The sequence below is a fragment of the Ditibartonella apihabitans genome (assembly GCF_002007485.1).
GTDB classification, from domain to species: domain Bacteria; phylum Pseudomonadota; class Alphaproteobacteria; order Rhizobiales; family Rhizobiaceae; genus Bartonella; species Bartonella apihabitans.
On record NZ_CP015820.1, the window covers coordinates 1 to 24,715 of the forward strand.

General features: G+C 45.2%; 24 protein-coding genes. 18 read left to right on the top strand and 6 right to left on the bottom strand.

Features of this window, described 5'->3' with window-relative positions; all coding sequences use genetic code 11:
* The first annotated feature begins 45 nt into the window (after positions 1-45).
* The 8 genes from BBC0178_RS00005 to BBC0178_RS00035 all read left to right on the top strand — a co-directional run bounded on the left by BBC0178_RS00005 (position 46) and on the right by BBC0178_RS00035 (position 8,641).
* A complete protein-coding gene (locus BBC0178_RS00005; protein ID WP_077973686.1) occupies positions 46-867 on the top strand; it encodes a pyruvate, water dikinase regulatory protein in 822 nt (273 codons plus the stop codon).
* 21 nt (positions 868-888) lie between these two features.
* A complete protein-coding gene (locus tag BBC0178_RS00010) occupies positions 889-1,485 on the top strand; it encodes a Maf family nucleotide pyrophosphatase (protein WP_078038754.1) in 597 nt (198 codons plus the stop codon).
* A gap of 1 nt (position 1,486) precedes the next feature.
* Positions 1,487-2,344 (top strand): shikimate dehydrogenase, encoded by an 858-nt coding sequence (locus tag BBC0178_RS00015; protein WP_078038755.1) that lies wholly within the window; start codon positions 1,487-1,489, stop codon positions 2,342-2,344.
* Positions 2,345-2,932, top strand: a complete 588-nt coding sequence (gene coaE, locus BBC0178_RS00020) for a dephospho-CoA kinase (RefSeq protein WP_078038756.1) — start codon at positions 2,345-2,347, stop codon at positions 2,930-2,932.
* Positions 2,933-3,272: 340 nt separating this feature from the next.
* Positions 3,273-3,974, top strand: coding sequence for a DNA polymerase III subunit epsilon (gene dnaQ, locus BBC0178_RS00025; RefSeq protein ID WP_077973384.1), 702 nt, complete (start codon positions 3,273-3,275; stop codon positions 3,972-3,974).
* A 644-nt stretch (positions 3,975-4,618) separates the two neighbouring features.
* Complete coding sequence (gene polA / locus BBC0178_RS00030; RefSeq protein ID WP_078038757.1) at positions 4,619-7,567, top strand: DNA polymerase I; 2,949 nt, start codon at positions 4,619-4,621, stop codon at positions 7,565-7,567.
* A 121-nt stretch (positions 7,568-7,688) separates the two neighbouring features.
* Complete coding sequence (locus BBC0178_RS11765) at positions 7,689-7,841, top strand: hypothetical protein (protein WP_188317740.1); 153 nt, start codon at positions 7,689-7,691, stop codon at positions 7,839-7,841.
* A 254-nt stretch (positions 7,842-8,095) separates the two neighbouring features.
* Complete coding sequence (locus BBC0178_RS00035; RefSeq protein ID WP_078038758.1) at positions 8,096-8,641, top strand: hypothetical protein; 546 nt, start codon at positions 8,096-8,098, stop codon at positions 8,639-8,641.
* 80 nt (positions 8,642-8,721) lie between these two features.
* On the opposite strand, the gene BBC0178_RS00040 is transcribed toward BBC0178_RS00035, so the two are convergent.
* Complete coding sequence (locus tag BBC0178_RS00040) at positions 8,722-8,919, bottom strand: YgaP family membrane protein (protein ID WP_077969633.1); 198 nt, start codon at positions 8,917-8,919, stop codon at positions 8,722-8,724.
* 275 nt (positions 8,920-9,194) lie between these two features.
* Positions 9,195-10,415 (bottom strand): argininosuccinate synthase, encoded by a 1,221-nt coding sequence (locus tag BBC0178_RS00045; RefSeq protein ID WP_078040276.1) that lies wholly within the window; start codon positions 10,413-10,415, stop codon positions 9,195-9,197.
* A 184-nt stretch (positions 10,416-10,599) separates the two neighbouring features.
* On the opposite strand from BBC0178_RS00045, the gene BBC0178_RS00050 reads away from it, so the two are divergent.
* From BBC0178_RS00050 to BBC0178_RS11770, 3 genes are all read left to right on the top strand, one after another.
* Entirely contained in the window at positions 10,600-11,241 is a 642-nt protein-coding gene (locus BBC0178_RS00050; RefSeq protein ID WP_077973385.1) for a LysE family translocator, read from the top strand.
* 164 nt (positions 11,242-11,405) lie between these two features.
* Complete coding sequence (locus BBC0178_RS00055) at positions 11,406-12,092, top strand: fumarylacetoacetate hydrolase family protein (RefSeq protein ID WP_078038759.1); 687 nt, start codon at positions 11,406-11,408, stop codon at positions 12,090-12,092.
* A gap of 57 nt (positions 12,093-12,149) precedes the next feature.
* Complete coding sequence (locus BBC0178_RS11770; RefSeq protein ID WP_188317741.1) at positions 12,150-12,317, top strand: hypothetical protein; 168 nt, start codon at positions 12,150-12,152, stop codon at positions 12,315-12,317.
* Between the two features lie 277 nt (positions 12,318-12,594).
* Here the strand turns inward: BBC0178_RS11770 and BBC0178_RS00060 are convergent, their stop codons facing one another.
* On the bottom strand, positions 12,595-13,146 hold the full coding sequence (locus BBC0178_RS00060) for an SH3 domain-containing protein (RefSeq protein WP_077969639.1): 552 nt from the start codon (positions 13,144-13,146) through the stop codon (positions 12,595-12,597).
* Positions 13,147-13,337: 191 nt separating this feature from the next.
* On the opposite strand from BBC0178_RS00060, the gene BBC0178_RS00065 reads away from it, so the two are divergent.
* Complete coding sequence (locus BBC0178_RS00065) at positions 13,338-14,345, top strand: 2-hydroxyacid dehydrogenase (RefSeq protein ID WP_078038760.1); 1,008 nt, start codon at positions 13,338-13,340, stop codon at positions 14,343-14,345.
* A gap of 402 nt (positions 14,346-14,747) precedes the next feature.
* Here the strand turns inward: BBC0178_RS00065 and BBC0178_RS00070 are convergent, their stop codons facing one another.
* Both BBC0178_RS00070 and BBC0178_RS00075 read right to left on the bottom strand, forming a co-directional pair.
* On the bottom strand, positions 14,748-15,620 hold the full coding sequence (locus BBC0178_RS00070) for a 3-hydroxybutyryl-CoA dehydrogenase (protein ID WP_078038761.1): 873 nt from the start codon (positions 15,618-15,620) through the stop codon (positions 14,748-14,750).
* Positions 15,621-15,635: 15 nt separating this feature from the next.
* Positions 15,636-16,196: a cob(I)yrinic acid a,c-diamide adenosyltransferase gene (locus BBC0178_RS00075; protein ID WP_078038762.1), complete on the bottom strand. Its 561-nt coding sequence runs from the start codon at positions 16,194-16,196 to the stop codon at positions 15,636-15,638.
* A 221-nt stretch (positions 16,197-16,417) separates the two neighbouring features.
* Here BBC0178_RS00075 and BBC0178_RS00080 point away from each other — a divergent pair, with 221 nt between their 5' ends.
* Both BBC0178_RS00080 and BBC0178_RS00085 read left to right on the top strand, forming a co-directional pair.
* On the top strand, positions 16,418-17,365 hold the full coding sequence (locus BBC0178_RS00080) for a YihY/virulence factor BrkB family protein (protein WP_078040277.1): 948 nt from the start codon (positions 16,418-16,420) through the stop codon (positions 17,363-17,365).
* Entirely contained in the window at positions 17,343-17,828 is a 486-nt protein-coding gene (locus BBC0178_RS00085) for a YaiI/YqxD family protein (RefSeq protein ID WP_225868323.1), read from the top strand. Before BBC0178_RS00080 ends, BBC0178_RS00085 begins: the two co-directional genes overlap by 23 nt.
* A 70-nt stretch (positions 17,829-17,898) precedes the next feature.
* Here the strand turns inward: BBC0178_RS00085 and BBC0178_RS00090 are convergent, their stop codons facing one another.
* The gene (locus BBC0178_RS00090) at positions 17,899-18,459 is read right to left on the bottom strand and encodes a TlpA disulfide reductase family protein (protein ID WP_225868324.1); all 561 of its coding nucleotides are present in this window, start codon (positions 18,457-18,459) and stop codon (positions 17,899-17,901) included.
* A 175-nt stretch (positions 18,460-18,634) separates the two neighbouring features.
* On the opposite strand from BBC0178_RS00090, the gene argH reads away from it, so the two are divergent.
* The 4 genes from argH (at position 18,635) to BBC0178_RS00110 (ending at position 24,140) form a co-directional block, all read left to right on the top strand.
* On the top strand, positions 18,635-20,035 hold the full coding sequence (gene argH, locus BBC0178_RS00095) for an argininosuccinate lyase (RefSeq protein WP_078038765.1): 1,401 nt from the start codon (positions 18,635-18,637) through the stop codon (positions 20,033-20,035).
* Between the two features lie 85 nt (positions 20,036-20,120).
* Positions 20,121-20,309 carry an LPS translocon maturation chaperone LptM gene (gene lptM, locus BBC0178_RS00100; RefSeq protein WP_077969654.1) on the top strand — a complete coding sequence of 63 codons (189 nt, stop codon included), beginning with the start codon at positions 20,121-20,123 and terminating at the stop codon, positions 20,307-20,309.
* Entirely contained in the window at positions 20,310-21,584 is a 1,275-nt protein-coding gene (gene lysA, locus BBC0178_RS00105; protein ID WP_078038766.1) for a diaminopimelate decarboxylase, read from the top strand.
* Positions 21,585-21,701: 117 nt separating this feature from the next.
* Positions 21,702-24,140 carry a TIGR02302 family protein gene (locus BBC0178_RS00110; RefSeq protein ID WP_225868325.1) on the top strand — a complete coding sequence of 813 codons (2,439 nt, stop codon included), beginning with the start codon at positions 21,702-21,704 and terminating at the stop codon, positions 24,138-24,140.
* Positions 24,141-24,715 lie beyond the last annotated feature (575 nt).

Here is a 24,715-nt window from a genome sequence, read left to right on the forward strand (position 1 = left end):
ATGATTGTTCATTTGCACATCTATCAACAAGGGCCTGTGAATCCTGTGACAAAAGAAAAATTGGACTTTCATTTATATATGATTTCTGATGCGACCGGAGAGACTCTCCTCTCGGCAGGTCGCGCAGTGGCCTCCCAATATGTAGAAGCAAACGCTATTGAACATGTTTATCCGCTTATTCGCAATGAAGCCCAGTTGCAGGAAGTAATCGGCCAGATCAATCGTGAGCCGGGAATTGTGCTTTATACAATTGTGGACGAAAAAATCGCACATTTACTGCATTCGGCATGTGAAAAAATGGGTGTGCCTTCGGTTTCTGTTCTTGATCCGGTTTTCAAAGCGTTCCATTCCTATTTGCGTTTGCCGGCAAACAGGCGCGCCAGTGCCCAGCACGAGCTTAATGCAAATTATTTCAAACGAATCGAGGCGCTCGATTACACAATGGATCATGATGACGGCCAATTGCCGGATGGCTTACAAAATGCCGATGTGATTCTTGTAGGAATTTCGAGAACGTCAAAAACGCCGACAAGTATTTATCTTGCCAATCGTGGCATCAAAACAGCCAATGTTCCACTGGTTCCGGGTGTTGAACCACCCAATCAGCTCTTTTTGTCGAAAAAACCTATGATCGTCGGTCTTATCGCTTCTGCCGACCGGATAAGTCAGGTGCGGCAAAGTCGTAACATTGGTGGCGGGCTTTCAACAGAAAGCTATATTGACCGGGCAAATATCGCGCAGGAACTCAATAATGCCAAACAGATTTGTATGCGTAACAATTGGCCGGTTATCGATGTTACACGCCGTTCTATCGAAGAAACAGCAACCGCGATTCTCGAGCTTTATTTGCGCGATCATCAAATCTGAATTTTAATAAAAAGAAAAACCATGTCTCATAAACTGCTTATTCTCGCATCTTTAAGCCCGTTCAGAAAATCGATTTTGGAAAATGCCGGTCTCGAATTCGATGTTGAAGGAGCAAAAATAGATGAGCGTCAGCTCGAACAAACTCTAGGTAAAATCACACCGGAGGAGCTTGCCAAAGAATTGGCAATAAAAAAGGCAGAAGATGTTTCCCGCCGGTTTCCAAATGCACTTGTTATAGGATGCGATCAAACACTGGAGCTTGAAGGAAATGCACTTCATAAAGTGGCAAATCTTGAGGAAGTGCGTCAGCGTCTTGCCGCCTTATCAGGTAAAACACATTATCTTCATAGCGGCATCGCTTTGGCAAAAGCCGGTAAAGCCGATTGGGTCGGGCTTTCAACGGCGAAAATGATTGTCCGTTCATTATCGCCCGAATTTATTGATTATTATATCGATAAAACAGGAGATGACGTTCAATCAAGTGTCGGTGCCTATCAGGTTGAAGGCTTGGGTATCCAGCTATTTGATAAAATAGAGGGTGATTATTTTACCATTATCGGTTTACCCCTCTTATTATTGTTGCAGAAATTACGCGAGACAGGAATCATCATTCGATAAGATGACAAATATAATACCAGAAATACCCCATGCTTTTGTAACCGGCTATCCGGTCGGACACTCCCTTTCACCGCAAATTCATCGCTTTTGGCTCAAAAAATATAACTTGGCCGGAACTTATGATGCAGTCGAGGTTAAGCCGGAAAATTTTGAAACATTTATCAATTCGTTGAAAAAAAAAGGTTTTTGCGGTGGCAATGTTACGCTGCCTCATAAAGAAGAAGCCTTTCGCCTTTCCGAAAAAAAAGATCAGGCTGCAACAAGGATAGGAGCCGCCAATACATTATGGTTCGAGAATAACATACTTTGTGCAAGCAATACCGATGGTTATGGTTTTGAAGCCAATCTTGACGATTTTGCTCCTGGCTGGGGTGGAAATGCGGCGCTTGTCATCGGGGCCGGAGGTGCGGCGCGCGCAGTGATCTATACGCTTGAACAACGCGGGTTTGAGAACATTTATCTTGTAAACCGGACGAGAGCACGTGCTGACAAGCTTGCCGGTTATTTTGGCCATCAGGTAAAAGCACGAAATTGGAGCGAAATTGATGATCTCGTTCCTCTGGCAGATCTAATCGTTAATACGACCTCTCTGGGGATGACAAATAATCTTATTAAAAAAGACAGCGAACCGTTTATTCACCTTGATCAGGCAAAGCCGTCGGTTCTCGTGACAGATATTGTTTATACTCCTTTGATGACGCCAATTCTCTTACAGGCCAAAGCTAGAAACCTCAATTATGTTGACGGAATCGGAATGTTGCTTCATCAGGCTGTACCGGGGTTTGAACGGTGGTTTGGAATAAGACCTGTTGTTGATAATGAATTACGACAAGAAATACTGGGTAAAATGGGCCAATAAATGATTATCCTCGGGCTTACAGGTTCTATCGGCATGGGAAAAACGACGACAGCCGGCTTTTTTGAAGAAGCCGGTGTTCCCGTTTATAATGCTGACAGGGCTGTTCATGAACTTTATGAAAGTAAGCCGGTTATTGAAGATTTAAGCCGTATTTTCCCTGATTGTTTGACAGATGGCCGGATAGACCGGTCAAAATTATCAAAAACAATTGTGAAGAATCCGTCAAAACTTGCCCTTTTGGAAAAGTTCATTCACCCGCTGGTGCGAAAAAAGGAAAAAGACTTTGTAAAAATTCACCGCGATCGGGGTGACCCGCTTGTTGTTCTCGATATTCCTTTGTTATTTGAAACAGGGCCTGAAGGACGGGTTGACAAAATAGCGGTTGTTTCGGCACCAACCGAAATTCAGCGGCAACGTGTACTAGCCCGCAGCGGCTGGGATGATGAAAAATTAAACCGTATTTTGTCGCGTCAGATATCGGACGAAGAAAAGCGAAGGCGTGCCGATTTTGTTATTGATACGGGCAAGAGTCTTGATGATGCCAGAGAACAGGTAAAACATCTGATTTCCCGTTTGACATTGAAATAAACCGCCCGCCCATGAGAATGTGGATATTTTCGGCGCTGTTTTTGTAAAATTGAAATGACGGCTCAATCGCGAATTTTAGCAACGTTATATCCGGATTATCCATAGTTTCTTTCAAAGATATATAAATGTAAAAATCGTCAAAATGATTTTGCGTCGACTATTTTTGATAGCTAACCTTCCGGTCGTATTCACGCGAATATAGGCGCCAACAGTACCGGAAACAGGATTTGTTGTTTATTGCATCTTCAAAACGCAAGAAAGATGGGAAATAATCCATTATGAAGGTACAATTCGTGCAAAAATGCCGGAGCAATTTAAAGGGCTGATGAGAGCAGGTTTTATGAGAGAAATTATTTTTGATACTGAAACAACAGGCCTTCACAAAGAAACAGACCGTATTGTCGAAATCGGCTGTGTGGAGATGGTTGATCGCTATCTCACTGATAAAACTTTTCACGTCTATCTCAATCCGCAAGGGGTGATTATTCCCGACGAAGTTGTAGCAGTCCACGGTCTTACCAATGAGCGCCTCAAGGACGAGCCGAAATTTGAAGAAATAGCCGATGATTTTCTTTCCTTTATCGAAGGCGCGACATTGATTGCCCATAATGCAAACTTCGACCTTGGATTTTTGAATGCAGAATTGGAGCGTATCCATAAGCCCCTCATCAGTGTTGATCGTATTATTGATACATTGGCAATGGCGCGACGGAAATTTCCGATGGGGCCTAATTCTCTCGATGCTTTGTGCAAACGTTTCGGTATCGATAATTCACGCCGGACGCTACACGGTGCTTTGCTCGACTCTGAAATTCTTGCCGATGTTTATATCGAACTGATTGGCGGCAAACAGGGAGCTTTGGGATTTGATGGAGCGAATTCAGATAGCAAATCCAACGAAAATGATGATCAGAATAAAATTGTTCTGAAAACGCGCCCTGAGCCATTGCCAAGCCGTTTGAGCGAAGAGGATAAGGCGGCCCATGACGCATTGCTTGCAAAAATCGGCGAAAAAGCCATGTGGAGCCACATAAAAAATTGAAGTGTCGGGAAAACCGGCAATCGGAGAGACCGGAAATATCCTGATGCCAGCCAAGTTGATTTTCATAAAATCTCCAATGAAGATTATATCGGCATCCGGACTATCCGGAGTTTATGATAGCGGGATATAGCACTTGAAAATTTAAGGAAAAAGCGGACTTTGATTTTAACGCCCGCATTCAAATCTGTATGATTATTCAAACTTCAATAATAATTTTTTCGCATCCCTTCGTAAAACCGCGCTTCAAATCGATCTGATCAATATCTTCAGGGGCTATTTTCGGAAAATCAGTTTAAAAAAATAGACCGTTGCGGAGAGGGGGAACCACAACGGTCTTTTTTACTGCACTCACTCAACAGTCCGGAGAGGGAAAGTAGACTGTTGTATCCGGTAAACGGCGGGGGACAAAGCCGGACAACCGGACATATCGACGCAGTGTCGATAGGTCATATAAAAGAATTTAAAAATGGCTTTTCAAGGGCAACTATATTAACATTTTGTAACAAATGCGTGAAAAATGTTTAAAAAGGCTAACGATAAATTTTGCCTGCACCACATTTTCTATCGTTTGCTCATGGGCTTTTCGTGTTCAATGTGCTTTTAAACTTATATAATGTTTTTAAAATTCAATGTCAGGATTGACGATGCAAAAAAATGATCACCTTTTTCTCGTTGACGGTTCAAGCTATATCTTTCGCGCCTATCATGCCTTGCCGCCATTAACACGGAAAAAAGACGGTTTGCCGGTTGGCGCGCTGGCCGGTTTTTGCAATATGCTGTGGAAATTGCTGTGCGATGCGCGTGATACTGCAGTTGGCGTCGTGCCAACGCATTTTGCTGTCATTTTTGATTATTCGTCGGAAACATTCCGGAAAAAGATATATCCCGAATATAAAGCGAACCGCCCTACTCCGCCCGACGATCTTATTCCCCAATTCAGCCTTATCAGACAGGCAACCCGCGCTTTCAACCTGCCATGCATTGAAAAAGAAGGTTATGAGGCAGACGACATTATTGCAACTTATGCGTCTGAGGCCACCCGAAGTGGTGCGAAAACCACAATCATTTCTTCCGACAAAGACCTCATGCAACTCGTCAATCAACAGGTCGGGATGTATGACGGTATGAAAGACCGTCCGATCGGCGTTGCGGAAGTGATCGAAAAATGGGGCGTTCCGCCGGAAAAGATGATTGATTTGCAATCGCTTACCGGTGATTCCACCGATAATGTTCCAGGTGTGCCGGGTATTGGCCCGAAAACGGCAGCCCAGCTTCTTGACGAATTCGGCGATCTTGATACGCTTTTGGCTCATGCCGGCGACATTAAACAACAAAAACGTCGTGAAAATATTATCGAATTTGCCGATCAGGCAAGATTGGCACGTCAGCTTGTAACATTAAAAACCGATGTTCCGCTTGAAACCGGTCTTGATGGCCTCCTGTTGGAACCAACCGACGGGCCGCGGCTTATCGGCTTTTTGAAAGCAATGGAATTCAATTCCTTGACGCGTCGTGTTGCAGAAGCGACCAATTGTGATGCGGCTTTGATCGAGCCGGTGGAGCTTGATGTGGAATGGGGCAAGAGTGCCCATGGGCCTGATCTCGAAGCGGGTTCGGATGTCGGCGGAGAGCCGGACGTGCGTGGCAATGGTCAACAAGAACAAAAAAGTGATTCTGATGATTCACAAGAAAACACCCCGCAGCTTCTTGCAGAAAAACGTAAAAAAGAAGCTCTCACAGAAAAAATAGATACGACCGCTTATCACACTATAACTGACGAAGCCGAATTGAAACAATGGCTTGATCGGGCGCTCGATCAGGGGTTCTTTGCATTTGATACCGAAACGACCTCGCTTGACCCTATGCAAGCGGAACTTGTCGGCTTTTCTATAGGTCTTAAACCCGGTGAAGCGGCTTATGTGCCACTTAACCATGTCGATGGTAGCAATGATTTGCTGGGCGGTGGACGCTTAAAGGGACAAATTGATACACAAAAAGCGGTCGCTTTATTGAAGCCGGTATTGGAAAATCCGGCGATTTTAAAAATTGCGCAAAATATGAAATATGATTGGCTGGTGATGCGACAGTATCATGTCACAATCCGGTCTTTCGACGATACGATGTTGCTTTCCTATGTTCTGGATGCCGGAACATTGACCCATGGAATGGACGCATTGTCCGAGCGCTGGTTGGGGCATAAGCCGATAACATTCAAAGAGGTTGCCGGAAGTGGAAAAACGGCAACTGGTTTTGCTGCTGTCGATTTGAAACGGGCAACCCAATATGCGGCCGAAGATGCCGATGTTACGTTGCGACTTTGGCGGGTTTTAAAACCCCAAATTGTCGCCCGCGGTGTTACCCGTGTTTATGAGCGTCTGGAGCGGCCATTGGTGACCGTTCTTGCCCGTATGGAAGAACGCGGTGTTCTGGTTGACCGGCAGTTACTGTCGCGATTATCCGGTGAGCTTGCCCAGTCGGCAGCAGCATTGGAAGATGAAATTTATCAACTTGCCGGAGAAAAATTCAATATCGGCTCGCCCAAGCAATTGGGTGAAATATTGTTCGGTAAAATGGGTTTGCCGGGAGGCTCGAAAACCAAAACTGGCCAATGGTCGACATCGGCTCAGGTTCTTGAAGATCTGGCAGCAGAGGGGCATGAATTACCCCGCAAGATTGTTGATTGGCGCCAGCTCACAAAATTGAAATCGACCTATACCGATGCACTCCCGAATTATATTTTACCTGAAACAGGGCGCGTTCATACGAACTATTCAATGGCGGCAACGTCAACCGGACGGCTTGCCTCGTCAGACCCGAATTTGCAAAATATTCCGGTTCGCACACCGGAGGGAAGAAAAATCCGTGCCGCTTTTATAGCCGGTCCCGGAAATTTGCTACTGTCTGCCGATTACAGCCAGATTGAACTGCGTGTTCTTGCCCATGTCGCCGATATCAAAGCTTTGAAAAAAGCATTTGCAGACGGCCTTGATATTCATGCAATGACAGCATCGGAAATGTTCGGTGTGCCGATCGAGGGTATGCCACCGGAAGTTCGTCGCCGTGCCAAAGCGATCAATTTCGGCATTATTTATGGCATTTCCGCTTTCGGACTTGCCAATCAATTGTCGATTCCGCGCGAGGAAGCAGCCCAATATATCCGCACCTATTTCGAACGTTTTCCCGGCATTAAAGACTATATGGAAAAGACCAAGGCTTTTGCGCATGAGCATGGTTTTGTCGAGACAATTTTCGGACGGCGTGCACATTATCCGGATATCAATTCCAAAAGTGCACAAGTGCGGGCTTTTAACGAGAGGGCTGCAATCAACGCACCAATTCAGGGGGCCGCCGCCGATATTATCCGTCGTGCCATGATAAAAATGGATGACGCGCTGAAGGAAGCCGGCTTATCGGCCAAAATGTTGTTGCAGGTTCATGATGAACTGATTTTTGAATTGCCTGAAAACGAAGTTGAAAAAACCACCGCACTTGTAAAAAATGTGATGGAGAATGCGACAATGCCGGCTCTATCCTTATCTGTGCCACTTAAAGTCGATGCACGCGCAGCTAAAAATTGGGATGAAGCCCATTAAAATGAGCCATATCGAAAGTATTATTCTGCTTATTGTGACTTGAAAACCGGATGATGCTGCACTTGAAATAGAAAATAATGCTCCATATTGCTCCCTATTACTTTGAACAGGGAGCAATTTGATGAACCGGAATTTTCTTTTTCTTATTATCGGCGTTCTTATCGTTGTTGTTGCGGGCTTGGGTTATAAATTTTACCAACAGAAACAGCAGCAAAAACCATCCGGCATCGAAATGACAATCGATAAAAATGGTGTTTCGGTCGATCGTCACTAGTGTTCCGATAAAACAATATTTAAAGAATGATAACAGCTAAAGGCGACGTGTTTTTCACTCGTCATTAATCTTGTAATTGCATTGTTGTTCACACCCCCGTCCCGATCAAGATATAATATAGCTCGATTGGGTTAAGGATACTATTCTCTAAAAGAGAGAAGTCTGGTATCTTAAAAAAGCTTTTTGAAAAGGCGGAATTATTCACAGAAGTTTTGTAATTACTCGAACAGCAATTTAGGGAAGAAGTAATAGAAATGTTAAGTTACATTTTTTCTATTAAAGGTTTTGTTCTTTCACTGGATGGACTTCTACTTTCGTTCCTGATTGGTGCTGTGCTTGCCTATTTTACCAATATCAGTTTGAAGACGCTTTATCGCATTCCCTATATGTTCATGCTTGCCGTAGCTTTTTTGGGCTATGTTTTATTAACTTATGCAATCAATTTGCTAGTGTTCAGATTAATTGGCACATTGCCACTGGCATTTCTGGTATTGCTCGCAGCTGTCCCGCCATTTCTGTTCGGTTATGTCGCCATGTACCTTTCTGTTTCCCGTGCGCGGGACGGATTCGGTAAAAAAGGCGCTGCCTGGCTTCTGATCATACCACTTCTTAATCTTGGCTTATTCATTGTCACGCTTGATGATGATCCGGAAGACAAAGAAGAAAAGCCGATCAACCGGAACCCGATTGGAACACCGGCTTTTATGAATGGTGCAACCGGTGTCATCGTCGCAACAATTATTTTCACATTGAGTTTCACAGGCGGAATGATGTTGGTGACTTATCCGAGCATCTACTGAATTCCGGAACTACTGTACATGGGAACCCGCTAACGGAATGATGTTTTTGGGTCAATGTACCAAAGCGGCGAATCTTTTTATCAGTGTTTCAACGGGCAGCTTGACAAGCCGAATATTTTGTAAAGCGGGCAAAAACCGATAATTGCGGTGAGAAGTGGTATAAGGCCGATCAAACCGAACCAGCGCGCACCACTATCAAGAAAGAAAATAAGAGAAAGTAGAACAATACCGATAATGATACGGATAATGCGATCAACGCTACCAAGATTTTGTGTCATCCGAGAAGCCTTTCCAATTTAGTTCTTTTTTAGATTTAGTCCTGCGGATTGGAAAAAACAATCCTTCAGCCGGTATTCGGGGTTCTTCACCTTGGCACTTGGGACGAAACGCGCTTGGTGATCGTTACCGTTATCGGCATTTTTTTGGTGTTTTGTAGAAATGTTTTAGCGACGTAACTTGCCAGATGTGGGCCGGATTTGGAGACAACAAAAAGGCAATAAAAAGCTCCGGAAGATTCATTCCGGAGCTTTTGTAAAATATGGATAAAATCTGCTTATTTGCGGTCGCGCGCAGCAAGAGTGCGAAGACGCAAAGCATTCAATTTGATGAAGCCGGCGGCATCTTTCTGGTTATAGGCACCGTGGTCATCTTCAAATGTCACAAGCGAACTCGAATAGAGCGATTTGTCACTCTTGCGACCCTGAATAATGACATTGCCCTTATAGAGTTTCAGCTTGACTTCCCCTTCAACATTTTCTTGCGACAGATCTATTGCTGCCTGCAACATTTTGCGTTCCGGAGAGAACCAGAAACCGTTGTAAATCAACTCGGCATAACGCGGCATCAGCTCATCTTTTAAATGTGCTGCACCGCGATCAAGCGTGATCGATTCAATAGCGCGGTGGGCTGCGAGCAGAATTGTACCACCGGGAGTCTCGTAGACGCCGCGTGACTTCATGCCAACAAAGCGGTTTTCAACCAGATCGACACGACCAATTCCGTTATCATGACCATATTTATTAAGTTCGGTCAGCAATGTTGCCGGCGACATTTGTTTGCCATTGATTGAAACAGCGTCGCCTTTTTTGAAGCCGATGGTGATAATGGTCGGTTTATCGGGTGCATTTTCAGGTGAAACGGTGCGCAAATGCACATATTCTGGAGCCGGAAGTGACGGGTCTTCCAACACTTTGCCCTCTGAAGACGAATGTAGCAAATTCGCATCGACCGAAAACGGCGCTTCGCCCTGTTTATCTTTCGTCACAGGAATCTGGTGCTTTTGGGCAAAATCCAGAAGTTCTGTACGGCTCTTGAAATTCCAGTCACGCCATGGCGCAATGATCTTGATGTCGGGGTTCAAAGCATAAGCTGAAAGTTCGAAACGAACCTGATCATTGCCTTTACCTGTTGCACCATGAGCAATCGCATCGGCACCGGTTTTTTTGGCAATCTCGATCAGATGTTTTGAAATGAGCGGGCGGGCAATCGATGTTCCAAGAAGGTAGACACCTTCATAAACTGCATTGGCGCGAAACATCGGAAATACGAAATCGCGAACAAATTCTTCGCGCAGGTCTTCCATGAAAATCTGTTTGGCACCAAGCATTTCGGCTTTGCGGCGTGCCGGCTCAAGCTCCTCTCCTTGCCCCAGATCGGCTGTAAAGGTGATGACTTCAGCACCAAGCTCGGTTTGCAACCATTTTAATATGATTGAAGTATCAAGGCCGCCTGAATAGGCCAGTACAACTTTTTTAACGTCTTTCCACTTTTCCATTTTTTCTGTCCGATAATTAATGGCCCCAATTGATTGACCCGATTGAATTGATATGAGCTGTTTTATCAGGAGATAGCAACCATGCAAGCAATCAAAAATTTTTTCTTACATAAAACTTATAAAAACAGATTGAAATGGTTTGATAAAACAATAAGACAAAGATGATTAACGAGAGATCATGATCATGTCTTTCTTGCCAGACGCCCATGTGTTTTTGGAATTTGCCGGTGCAGCAATCATTTTGACACTCATTCCGGGGCCGGATATGGCGCTTTTTGTCGGCCGTGCTATATCGCAGGGAAAAGCGGCTGGCCTTGCCTGCATTGCCGGTTGTACAACAGGCATTATTATTCAGGTTTTTGCGGTCTCTGTCGGCCTCTCGGCGTTGATAATAGCCTCGCCAATGGCGTTTTTTATTCTCAAAGTGGCCGGTTCCGTCTATCTCTTATGGCTTGCACTACAAGCGCTTTTGAACCGGTCGAATTTTTTGGTCGAAGGAAAAAAGCAGAAGAAACTCAGCGTAAAACGGAATTACCTTACCGGCCTTGCGATCAATTTGTTAAATCCGAAAGTTCTTCTCTTCAATTTGACCTTTTTGCCGCAATTTGTCGACGCGCTCGACCCGCATGCACCTGAAAAAATATTTTTTCTCGGAGCTTCTTTCATTCCGATATCCCTTCCTTTCACGGTTTCGATGGTTTTAGCTGCCGACAAATTTGCCAAAGCCTTAAAAGAAAATCCCCATTTTATAAGAATACTTGATTTTTTAATGGCCGGAATTTTCACAGCCTTTGCAGTCCGGCTGATCGTGACCGAAGTTAAATAAATATCGGCTTCATCTCATCGGTGAAAATGGCTATAAATTTGAAGGTTGCAAAAATTTGTATTCGGAAAAACGGTTAAAAACTTTATAAAATTCAATTTTCCATTGAATCCCGTCATCCGGCTTTTCCGGCCTCGAAAATTTCTTTTAAACGAGAGGATAAAGAAATGAGTGATTTCATATTTACGCCACCTGCAATTGTCGGTATCCCGATCAAAGGGAGCAGTAAAGTTTTTCCGGTTCACAGGATTTATTGCGTTGGTCGCAATTATGCAAATCATGCAATAGAAATGGGGCATGACCCGTCAAAGGAAGCACCATTCTTTTTCCAGAAAAATCCCGATAATCTGGTATTTGATGGTGTTTTCCCTTATCCGCCGAAAAGCCATGATGTCGAACATGAGATAGAGCTCGTTGTTGCTCTTCAAAAAGGTGGACAAAATCTGACAACGAAAGAGGCGCAGGATTGTGTGTTCGGTTTTGCTGTCGGCCTTGATATGACAAGGCGTGATTTGCAGGCAGAACTTAAAAAAGCGGGGCGTTCATGGGAAACGGCAAAAGCTTTTGAACATTCGGCTCCCTGTTCTCATTTGATTGAAAAATCTGAAACCAAAGACATGAACGAAGGTTCGATTACCCTTTCGGTAAACGGAAAAGGTCGCCAATCGGGCAATTTGAACGAGATGATCTGGAAAATTCCTGAAATGATTGCCTATTTGTCGCAATTATTTGTGTTGCAGGCGGGAGATATTATCATGACGGGAACGCCGGCAGGCGTGGGGCCGGTGCAAAAAGGTGACGAATTGATAGGTCATATTGACGGGCTGGATGATCTGGTGGTGAAAGTTAGCTGAAGGCAGGGGGATTCACACGCACATCCCAAAAAGTGTGAAACGGTTTTTGGACAAGATGTGCGTGCACTTAAAAAGCTACATCCCAAAAAGTGTGAAACGGTTTTTGGACAAGATGTGCGTGCACTTAAAAAGCTACATCCCAAAAAGTGTGAAGCGGTTTTTGGACAAGATGTGCGTGCACTTAAAAAGCCACATCCCAAAAAGTGTGAAGCGGTTTTTGGATAAGATGTGCGTGCACTTAAAAAGCTACATCCCAAAAAGTGTGAAACGGTTTTTGGACAAGATGTGCGTGCACTTAAAAAGCCACATCCCAAAAAGTGTGAAACGGTTTTTGGATAAGATGTGCATATATTTTAAAAGCTGCATCCCGAAAAGCCGGTATGGTTTTTTTTGAAAACTGTGAGCGTTAAACCGACTTCCTGATAGATTAAGGACGCGACGGACATCAAAACCAGATGATTCTGGCGGGCGCAATTTGAAAGCCGCTATCAGTGGCGGAACATCAGTTCTTGACGGTCTCTCCGGGATAGGCACCCCAAAGTTGATCTTGGGCAACATAGCCGCGTGTATGGTTGACATCAAGTTCGCACCATTTACCGTCACATTTATGAATTGTGGCGATAACACCGGGCTCGAGTTCGGCAGCGAGCGGTGCATTTTCACTCGGTTCCCGACGCATGGGGGCAAGCTTGGATTTGTCTTTTTGCCAAGGCGTTATCATTGCTGTGCGATGGCCCGATAAAAGGGACTGATAGACCCAACCTTCATCACCATCCGAGTCGCGAATTTTACGCCATTGGTCATATTCCTGTGTAATTTCCACAGGCAATCCCTGTTTTTGATAAGAGAACACAACCGTATAATTACGTCCGGGACCAACGCGTACATTGACACGCGCCGGTTTGATAGAAACAAAACGCGGCAATGGCAAACCGCTAGGCCCCACATTTTGGGAAGCTTCTTGAGCCGCTTCTTCTTCTGCAAAGCCGGAAGCGGGAAAAAATAACAAAGACAAACCCGTCAAAACCGAACAAATGCTTGCCAGGCAAAACATTCTTCCGAGGTTCGAAAAACGGAATTTGTTGAAACTGTCCACCGTATGTGCCTCTCTTCTCTTGTGTTCAATCAATTCTTTTCTGCTATAAGCAGACCAGACTCATGACAGCCTGTTGATCCTATGCCATAGTGCTGGTTAAAGAGGTCTCAATAATCGCGAAAAATATTGGAAATATTTCGAGGTTTTCTATGCAGGGGAAAAAATTACCGTTGGTCATTTTGACACGCAAGCTTCCGGAACAGGTTGAAAGACGCATGTGCGAGCTTTTCAATACCGAGGTTGTCAAACAAGATCGGCCAATGTCACGACAGGAACTGGTTGATGCTGTAAAACGCGCAGATGTTCTCGTGCCGACAATTTCCGATATTATCGACAAGGACCTTATCGATCAGGCGGGAGATAATCTCAGGATGATTGCCAATTTCGGCAATGGTACCGATAATATCGACATTAACGCGGCAACCGGTCGTAGTATCCTTGTGACCAATACCCCGAATGTTCAAACAGAAGATACCGCCGATATGGCAATGGCACTGATACTGGCGGTGCCGCGTCGCCTTGTCGAGGGTGCCAATGTATTGAATGAAAGCGGTATCTGGCCGGGTTGGTCGCCGGACTGGATGTTGGGACGACGCATCTACGGAAGAAAACTCGGCATTATCGGTCTCGGGCGCATTGGTACAGCGGTTGCGCGCCGCGCCAAAGCATTCGGGCTTTCGATCCACTATCATAATCGCACCCGCGTCAGCGAAAAAATCGAAGAACAGCTTGAAGCGACCTATTGGGCCGATCTTGATGATATGTTGAAGACGATTGATATTCTTTCAATCAATTGCCCGCTTACCGAGAAGACCTATCATCTCCTTTCAGCCGAACGTCTCGCTTTGATGCAGGAAACAGCCTACGTCGTTAACACGGCTCGTGGTGAAATTATTGATGAAAATGCCCTCGCCCGACAGATAGAAAATGGCAAACTTGCCGGCGCAGGTCTTGATGTTTTCGAAAAAGAACCGAATTTCAGTCCGTCTCTTGCAAAATTGGCAAAGCAAGGCAAGGTGGTGCTTTTGCCACATATGGCATCGGCGACGGTGGAAAGCCGGATCAATATGGGGGAAAAAGTCATCATCAATATCAGAGCTTTTATCGATCACCATCGTCCACCCGATCGCATTATCCCTGAAAAATTGCGTAGCTGATTCGTTTTTTAGCGAGTCTTCGACCTTTATAAAAAGCGGTGTGGCTAAAAATTTAAGGCACGCGGTTTGACGCATCTTACCAAGCGTTATGGCTTGAAAACACTTGAGTTCGGTGACCTATGTTTTGTTGCCAGCCGGTTTTAAACTGACCGTGTTTGCTTTGGTCGTTAAGCAAAATTGAAAGACCATTTGGAAAAGGCTTTTTCGACAAGTCTTGTTGTTTTTCATGAACCAGTCATTGAAGAATTTTGTCCGAAAACCGGAAAAGAGTTGCCTTAACTCTTTTCCAAGGTGCAATGGTTTATTTCATTATGAGTCGTGAGATTTCTGAAGTCCAAAGCCGTAATTTTATCGTCTTTGGTTTTTGATAGCGCTTTATGCCTTCTTGCTTTTTAAGAAGCCTCAACGTGTGGGGACTGGTGTCTCACCGCTATAGTCGTAAAAACCGCGGCCACTTTTGCGCCCCAACCAGCCGGCTTCGACATATTTTATCAATAACGGGCAGGGACGGTATTTCGAGTCTGATAAGCCTTGATGCAAAACATGCATAATAGCAAGGCAGACATCAAGCCCGATAAAATCGGCAAGTTCCAATGGACCCATCGGATGATTGGCCCCGAGTTTCAAAGCTGTATCAATTGCATTGACATCCCCCACGCCTTCATAAAGAGCGTAGATCGCCTCGTTAATCATCGGCACCAAGACACGATTGACGATAAAGGCCGGAAAATCTTCGGTAACAGTAAAAGTTTTTCCGATTGAAGTGACAAAATCGCAAATTGTCGAAAAGGTCTCTTCGCTGGTTGCAATGCCGCGCACCACTTCAACAAGCTTCATTTGTGGCACCGGATTCATAAAATGCGTGCCAATGAATTTTTCCGGCCGGTTTGTGGTTGCAGCGAGACGGGTAATCGAAATGGTCGATGTATTGGTAGCCAGAATGGTTGCAGGGGCAAGATTCTCGCATAGACTAATGAAAATATCTCTTTTGATATTCTCGTCCTCGCTTGCTGCTTCAATGATAAGATCGGCATTTTTCAATTCATCCAAAGTCAGTCGGGTTGAAAGCCTTTTGATTGTATCAAGGCGGCTTTGCTCGCTCATTTTTCCGGCTTTGACGAGATGGGCAAGGTTTGATTTTATCGTCGAAATGGCATGTTCAATCTGTTCGGACGAAATATCGTAAAGAAGAACCTCGAAACCGGCAGTCGCAACGGTTTGGGCAATTCCTCCCCCCATTTGTCCTGCTCCGACAATAGCGACCGTCTTTATCATGCGCTGATTCCTCCTCTAGCGATTCTTTCCCGGTACCCATAATACATCATTTTTACCACAATCATTAGCATAACGGGCAGCAACAAACAGAAAATCCGAAAGCCGGTTGATATAGCCCAGAACATCCTTGCTGACATTTTCCTGTTTACTCAACGCAACAATGGTCCGTTCGGTACGTCTTGCGACAGTGCGGGCGAGGTGTAGAAAGGCGGATGCTTTGGACCCGCCAGGTAAAACAAAGGATTTCAAGGGCGAGAGTTTTTCATTCAACCTGTCGATTTCATCTTCAAGCCGTTTTGTCTGGGTGGAGAGAACGCGTAAATCTGTTTTATTTTCGCTCTGTTCAGGAGTTGCCAGATCGGCCCCAAGATCAAACAGGTCATTTTGTATTTCTTCGAGCATTTTGTCGAGATCGCTTACCGTTTCGAGACGGGCAAGTCCGATCGTCGCATTGGTTTCATCAATCAGGCCATAAGCATCAACGCGCAAATCGGCTTTCGAGCGTCTGGGGCCATTAACGAGGCCGGTTGTACCATCATCACCTGTACGCGTGTAGATTTTATTGATTTTGACCATTTTGGACTCCTCGGAAAATCATCTGTCTCATTTAAAAATATAGATAGATTGGCTTGTGGCAAAGTCCATTAAAGCAGTGTGATGTGATCAAATGACGGGAAAACATTGAATTAGCTATTGTAACGCTTGTATAGATTGCGTTCTCAATTAAAATAATTTTATACGGTAGTCTGTGCGTTTAGCCCGTTACAAGCGGGTTGATTAACGGGAAAGACATTGATTTGACGCTGAGACCCTTACGCTTTTGTTGGCGCATTTTATATAACGCTGTCAGCCACTATTTCCGTGATTCTGGCAGTGCTTTTGCCAGTCATATAGCTTTGTCCGGTTTGATGGCACTGTTTCCTTTCCTGATTTTTGCAACATCACTCGCAAGTTTTATTGGTGCACGTGCCTATACCCAGCAAAGTGTCAATGCGCTTTTGAAAATGCTTCCCGATGCTATTGCCGGTCCGATTGTCAAGGAAGTCGTCAATGTCATGACCATTCAGCGCGGTGGTCTGTTGACCATTTCGGTCATCGGGACGGCCTATTTTGCTTCAAACGGCGTGGAAGCATTGAGAACTGCACTTAATCGTGCCTATCGCGTGGTCGATCGACGCAGCCTGTTTTTTTGCCGGTTTCAAAGTCTGTTTTTCGTTATCGTCGGCACGATAGGGTTGATGGTTATCAGCTTTCTTCTGGTGCTGGCACCGCTTGTTATCAATATTCTTCAACATGATTATCCGGTTATTGGCCAATATGTCGGCACAATCCGCTTCTGGCGTTATGCCATTGCCGTGGTTGTTCTGTTAATCAGTCTGTTGATTGCCCATAAATGGCTTCCTGCCGGAAAACGGAAATTGGCCGATATTTTGCCCGGTATTGGTGTAACCATGGTGGTTTGGGTCTTGGCCTCGATGCTCTTTGCACAATATCTGGCGACATTTGCCAATTATGTTTCCACTTATGCAGGGCTCGCTTCGATCATGGTGGCAATCATCTTTCTCTATATGTTGAGTGCCATTTTTATTCTTGGTGGAGAAATCAACGCAGCCATTATGTTTTATCGCAACCGTCAGCAACAGCCTGGCCAATTGGTGCGCGCCATTGAACAAAAAGAGGAAAAAGAAGAAGGGCTAAAGCAGCAAAACAATGACGGACAAAATGATCATACAGTTGTTTCTTGATGGTGATGCCTGTCCCGTCAAAACCGAAGCCTATCGGGTAGCCGAACGTTATCATATCAAGACTTTTATCGTCTCGAACAGTTTCATGAAGATCCCGAACGAGGATTTTCTCGAAGCTGTCATTGTTGATCAAGGGTTGAACAAAGCAGACGACTGGATTGCAGAAAAGGCCAATGAGGCGAGTATTGTTGTTACCAATGATGTGCCATTGGCCGATCGTGTGGTCAAAAAGGGTGGAGTGGCGATTTCCCCATCCGGCCGGCTCTTTGATGCGGCCACAATCGGTGCGGCATTGGCCACCCGCAATCTCTTTGAAAATCTCAGGGAAAGTGGTGTTGTAACCGGTGGACCGCGCCCGTTTTCCGGCCGTGACCGCTCGGCATTTCTGGGGGCACTCGATTTGGCTGTGCAACGCAAAAAACGTCAAGGTTTTGAGCCTGATTTTAGCAAAAACCGGCTTTGACCGGTTTGCAACCGGTCAATTTTACATTTTGATCAATTTAAAAGTGCTGTTCCGGATAGAGAACCGATGATCAGTCTTTTTTATCGGCTTCCATGGCAGATTTCATCAGTTTTTCCGAATCGGCATTGCTCCATGGAGCCGAACCGTTATAGGATCCGAGCAGGCAGCCATTTTTGTCAATCAACATGGTGACAGGAAGCCCCATAGCGAGACCCTGTTTGCGCACTTCATTAAAAACATCCATCGACTGGTCGCGATAGAAAACAATATTGTCGGCTTTGATGCTTTTTAGAAAATCTTTTACTTTTTCATCGCTTGCTGTTTTATCAATATTGATTGCTATGACATCGAATGCGTCATTACCAAGAGAACGTTTGAGATTGGCAAGTTCCGGCATTTCGGTGCGGCAGGGTACACACCAGCTTGCCCATAGGTTCACAAGTAAGGTTTTGCCGGAAAATTCTGCCAATCTATGATCTTTGCCGGTTTCATCTTTGAAGGTGAGTTTGGTTGCATCATAAGGCTCTTCGGCAAAACGCATATTCTTGAAAAACCCGTCTGCCGACTGCTTCAATTTATCGATTTTTCCGGAATTTGCTGTGCACCCCGAACCGGTTTCGGCTTGAGCCACAGAAATCAGTGATGGAAAAGAGTAAACTTGGTTGTCAGACGCCGTCATTATCGCGTATATGCTCAGTGTGCCAAGTGCAATCTTGGAAATTATTTTCCGGAATTTTCTAGAAAATTTTACGTTTTCGGGAATTCTTGCAACCATTTTTTCGTCCTTTCGATGGGGGCTAACATATATGAATAACAGTGGATCAAGCAACCAGATGTGGGGTGGACGTTTTGCCTCGGGTCCGGCAGCCATTATGGAAGAGATCAATGCTTCGATCGATTTCGATAAAAAGCTTTATAAAGAAGACATAAAAGGTTCATCGGCCCATGCGGCTATGTTGGCCGCACAAGGCATTATATCGGCAGCCGATTATGACGAGATAGAAAAAGGCCTGAAAACGATCCTTTCCGAAATTGAAAGCGGCAAATTTGCTTTTTCCCGAAAGCTTGAAGATATTCATATGAATATCGAAGCGCGCCTTGCCGAACTTATCGGTTCCGCCGCCGGAAGGCTCCACACAGCCCGGTCGCGAAACGATCAGGTCGCGTTGGATTTTCGCCTTTGGGTGAGAACGGAAACAGACAAGACCATTCAGTCCATCAGGCATTTAATCGAGACCTTGCTGCAGCGGGCCGAACAGGAAGTTGAGACGATTATGCCGGGATTTACCCATTTGCAGGTTGCTCAACCGATAACTCTGGGTCATCATCTAATGGCCTATGTCGAAATGTTCGGGCGGGATTTATCCCGCATGTATGATGCCCGCGAAAGAATGAACGAATCACCTTTGGGTGCAGCGGCTCTGGCCGGTACCAGTTTCCCGACAGACCGTTTTATGACCGCTAAAGCACTCGGTTTCAGGGAACCAACCAGAAATTCGATCGACAGTGTTTCCGACCGCGATTTTGCATTGGAATTTCTGAGTGCTTCGGCAATTTGCGCGGTTCATCTTTCGCGCCTTGCCGAGGAAATTGTTATCTGGTCGACAGCACAGTTCAATTTCATCCATTTGCCTGATTCTTTTTCAACCGGTTCGTCCATTATGCCGCAAAAGAAAAATCCCGATGCGGCAGAACTGGTCCGTGCGAAAACCGGACGGATCAATGGGTCACTGATTGCTTTATTGACCATTATGAAAGGCCTTCCGCTTGCCTATTCGAAAGATATGCAAGAAGATAAAGAACAGGTTTTCGATGCAGCTCAATCGCTTGAATTGTCGCTTGCCGCAATGGCCGGTATGATTGCTGATATAGAAGTGAACAAAAACATAATGAAAAAGGCGGCCGGTACCGGCTATTCGACGGCAACCGATCTTGCTGATTGGCTTGTTAGGAAATTGGGAATACCCTTCAGAGAGGCTCATCATATAACCGGTCACGCTGTGGCTTTGGCAGAAAAGAAGAAGTGCGATCTTGCTGACCTGACCCTTGAAGATCTGAAGACAATTAATCCCGATATTACGGCAGATGTGTTTGACGTTCTGAGCGTTGAGAAATCGGTTCAAAGCCGCAAGAGTTATGGCGGTACAGCCCCTCAGGAAGTGCAACGCCAAATCGACTATTGGAAAAAACGCCTTGCCAAAGCTTGAATTTGACCATTACACAAAGAGTAGATTAAATAGAGAATAGATCAGATAGAGCGTAAAGCTTGCTATTTTTGAAAGAGACGCGATCATGAAAAAAACTCTGACCGGTTTGGTGGTTGTCACAATCTGTGGCGTGGCTTTGGCCGGTTGCGGACGTAAAGGTCCGCTTGAACCGCCGCCGTCCACGATGATTGAGGACTCTAACGGCAAAATGGTTCAAAAACCGAAAGTAGAAAAACCGTTTATTCTTGATCCATTGATTAAGCAGAGGCACTAATTGCAGGCTTTTCAATATTCTAACGGTCATCTTTATGCCGAAAAAATTGCTGTTGCCGATTTGGCAAAAAAGGTGGAAACGCCTTTTTATTGCTATTCGGCTAAAGCCATTCAGCAACAATTTGAACAGTATCGTCAGGCCTTTGCCGACACCAATGCGCTTGTCGCCTTTGCACTGAAAGCCAATTCCAATCAGGCTGTTCTGACCCTTCTTGCAAAACAAGGTGCCGGTGCCGATGTTGTGTCTGGTGGAGAAATGCGTCGGGCGCTCAAAGCCGGTATTCCTGCCGACAAGATAGTTTATTCCGGTGTTGGCAAAACCGTTGAAGAAATCGACTTTGCCCTTGGTCACGATATCCATTGTTTCAATGCCGAATCGGAACCGGAATTGCAACAATTGTCCGCCCGCGCCGTAGCGATTGGGAAAAAAGCACGTGTTTCTTTGCGCATAAATCCGAATGTTGACGCAAAAACACATAAGAAAATTGCTACCGGCAAATCCGAAAACAAGTTCGGCATTCCTATTGCGGTCGCACGCGAGGTTTATGAGCAGGCAGCAAAACTCCCCGGTCTGGATGTTCATGGGGTTGATGTTCATATCGGTAGCCAGATTTGCGAATTGCAGCCGTTCGAGGATGCTTTTTCACTCGTTGCGGATTTTGTCCATGTTCTGCGGGGCGAGGGGCACGATATCCGTCATGTTGATGTCGGCGGTGGGCTTGGCATTGTTTATCGCAAGGATAACTTGCCCCCGCCCTCGCCGGCCGAATACGCAAATGTTGTCAAAAAACATTTCGCACCGCTTAATGTCCAGATCATCATGGAACCGGGTCGTAATATTGTCGGTAATGCAGGCATTCTGGTTACATCCATCATCTATATAAAACACGGAGCCGGAAAAAATTTCGTTATTGTCGATGCAGCAATGAATGATCTTATCCGCCCGACTTTATATGATGCCTGGCATGACATCGTACCGATTAAAGAACCGAATCCGAATGATGAACCGATGAAAGCCGATATTGTCGGTCCGGTTTGCGAAACCGGCGATTATATGGGGCTTGCGCGCTATCTTCCCCGCCCAAAAGCCGGAGATTTGTTGGCTGTTTGGAGTGCGGGAGCATATGGTGCGGATATGGCAAGTACCTATAATACACGTCTGTTGGTACCGGAAGTGTTGGTGAGTGATAACCATTTTGACATTGTTCGTCCGCGTATTTCATATGAAGAGCTGATAGGGTTTGACCATGTACCGGAATGGGTGAAAAACTCTTGAGGTTTGAAACAGATATTTTCGAGTGAAGGTGGTATAAAATATTTGCAAAGGGTCTCGCCTTTGTTTGTTTCATTGCTATGATGTGGCAAAACCGGTGCGAAGGGAAGAACATATATCTTGCGGAGTGATAAAGGCCCTTTTCATGGAACTATGGCAGCGCTTGTAAGAGCACGGGCTTCGGCGTGGTGTATCCTGACATTCGAACGGTTGTGGCCACGCATTCTTCCAAGCATTCTTGCTTTGTTGATATTGTTTTCTTTGGCATGGCTCGGCATTTTCGATCGCCTCTCCTATTGGCCGCATGTTATCCTGTTATGGATTTTGCTTTTTATCGCTGTCGGTTCCCTTTTCTTTGTTTCCGGTTTCCGTTTTCCCTCTTTAAGCGAAATCGATCGGCGGATAGAAAAAGCGAGCGGACTGCAAAATCAGCCACTCGAAGCGCTTTATGATGCACCGGCAAATAGCGAGGCGAATGATTTTGTAAAAGTTCTATGGAAAGAACATCAGCGGCGTATGGCTGCCGAACTCAAAAATCTGGAAGCAGGTGTGCCCGACACCGGAATTGCCCGTGCCGACCCGTTGGCGCTGCGGGCATTGGTTGTCCTTTTTGCTGTTACAGCTTTTGCCTATTCATTTGGTCCTTCCGGAGGGCAAATGGGTGATCTCTTGGATTTTTCGCAACCGGTCGATTTATCAAAAATGCGCGTGGATGCTTGGGTCACTCCTCCCACCTATACCGGCGAAGCCCCTGTTTATTTGACCGAAGCCAATATCCGGAACGCCAAAGTGCCGGAAGGAAGCAAACTGACTATTCGTGTGGTCGAGGGTGGCGATGCAACATTGAAGTCGACTGAAAGCCAATCTGGCAAGACTGTCAATATTACTGCACAAGGTAGCTTTGACACTATAAAGCAGAATAGCAAAACATTCGAGACTGTGCTCGCCAAGTCGAGCAATGTGACATTGAGAACGCGCCATTATGACAGAAATTGGCATTTTGATGTTGTTGCCGACCGTGCCCCCACTATCAAATTGACCAAGGAACCGGGACGTATTCTCAATGGGTCACTGGAACTCAATTATTTTCTTGATGATGATTATGGTGTCGAGAAAGCTTACGTCGAAATAACGCCCACATCCACTATCAAGGAAACCGGACACCCTCTTTATGATGCACCGGAAATCAAATTGATGATTCCGCGTGGTGGTAAAGGGGATGCGCGTACCGTGCAGGATGTCAGTATCCATCCTTGGGCAGGTTCGGAAGTGCGTTTGACACTGGTTGCAGAAGATGGCGCCGGTCATCAGGGAAGAAGTGAAACGCGCACCATGACATTGCCGCAAAGAAATTTCGGCAATCCGCTTGCCCGTGCCGTGGTTGAACAACGTCGACTTCTGGCTCTTGATACACTTTCCCGCGATCGGGTTCTTGATATGTTGTCGGCCTTAACGTTGCGGCCGGAAGAAACGATCGACAATTTTACCCATTATCTGGCATTGCGGAGCATATGGACGCGACTCCATCTCGCAGAAACCGACGAAAACTTGAAAAATGTAGCCGATTTTATGTGGCAGACAGCCATCGGTATCGAGGGAGACAATGTCAATCAGGCTGAAAAAAACTTGAAAGCGGCTCAAGCAGCCTTGCGTGATGCTTTGAGAAATGGTGCTTCGCCAGAGGAAATCGAACGTCTGACGGACGCATTGCGTCAGGCGATGAATGACTATATTGCCGCCCTTGCCGAACAACAACAAAACGGCGGTCTTGGACAAAAGCCTTCTCAACAGGCACAAAATCTTTCACCTAATGAACTCGCCGAGAAACTGAAGCAACTTGAAGATATGGCCAAATTGGGTAACCGCGCTGGTGCCGAGCAGCTTTTGTCCGAGCTTGAACAACTCATGGACAATCTTCAGGTAAGTCGTGGCGGATCGGGAGAAGGGGGAAGCCAAACAAGCGAAATGCAAAAGCAGCTTGACGAGCTTGGTAATTTGATGAGGAAACAACAAGAAACTCTCAATGATACGCATAAGCTTGAAGCTGATCGTGAACGCGGCGAAAAAACGCCGGAGGAATATCGCAAAGATCTTGATGACCTGAAAAAGAGACAAGATGAATTGCAGCAGGAATTGAAAAAATTCGGCAAGGATTTATCCGATAAAGGGTTCAAGTCGGGCGATGGATTAAAAGAGGCTGAAAAAAAGATGGACAAATCCGGTGAGGCTCTTCAACAGGGAGATGCTGCCGGATCCGAAGGTCAGCAATCGCAGGCTTTGGATGCGATGCGCGATGGCGCAAAAGAACTGATGCAAGAAATGCAGGAAGCCATGAAAAAAAATGGCGAAACAGGAAAAGACGGAGACGGCTCGTCCAAAGATCCACTCGGACGAAAACTTGGTTCAGCCGGACACCAGTCGGAAAAAGATGGACTTTCTCAAGAAAGTGATATGCAACGGGCAAGACGCATTCTCGATGAAATCCGGAAAAAGTTGGGACAATCCGCGCTGCCTGATAGTGAAAAAGACTATCTTGAAAGATTACTGAAATTTTATTGAGTTTTGACCGCCTGTCGACAAAACACGTTCATTTGAAATAGGCTTTTTTATATTCTCGCCATTCGGTTTCTTATCGTTTTTTCAGTTTTTTTAAAAAGGGAAGACGCGCTGGTTTCATCAAGCGACGCAAAATTAAACAAAAATTCAAGCGGTATTGTCAATCCGTTTTCGATATATAGGGTAAAGCTCTTAAAGAATAGTTATGTTTGCGTGAGCGCACGAGAAAATCATTTTGTTATCCGTAGTTCTAAAGAAGAAAACAAATTTACATAAATTTTTTAAGAAGTTTATTTGAATGGACGATTTTTTAAGCACTTATCGGTATTCGCATTGATAAATAGATAGAACAGCTAAACATTATATTAAAAGACTATATCTGGTATTTTGCTTATATATGAAATAGCCGTTCGACAGTGATTTTAATGGATTCCGATACTCACGCACCCAAAGAAGACGTGCGATAATGACTGTAAAAAAGTCATTATAAAATTCGTGCGGCATTTCCGGTAAAATCGATATGTTTTTTTAAAAGCTTAATGGAAGCGGCTCTTACGAAAAATAGATGACCTGTCGAA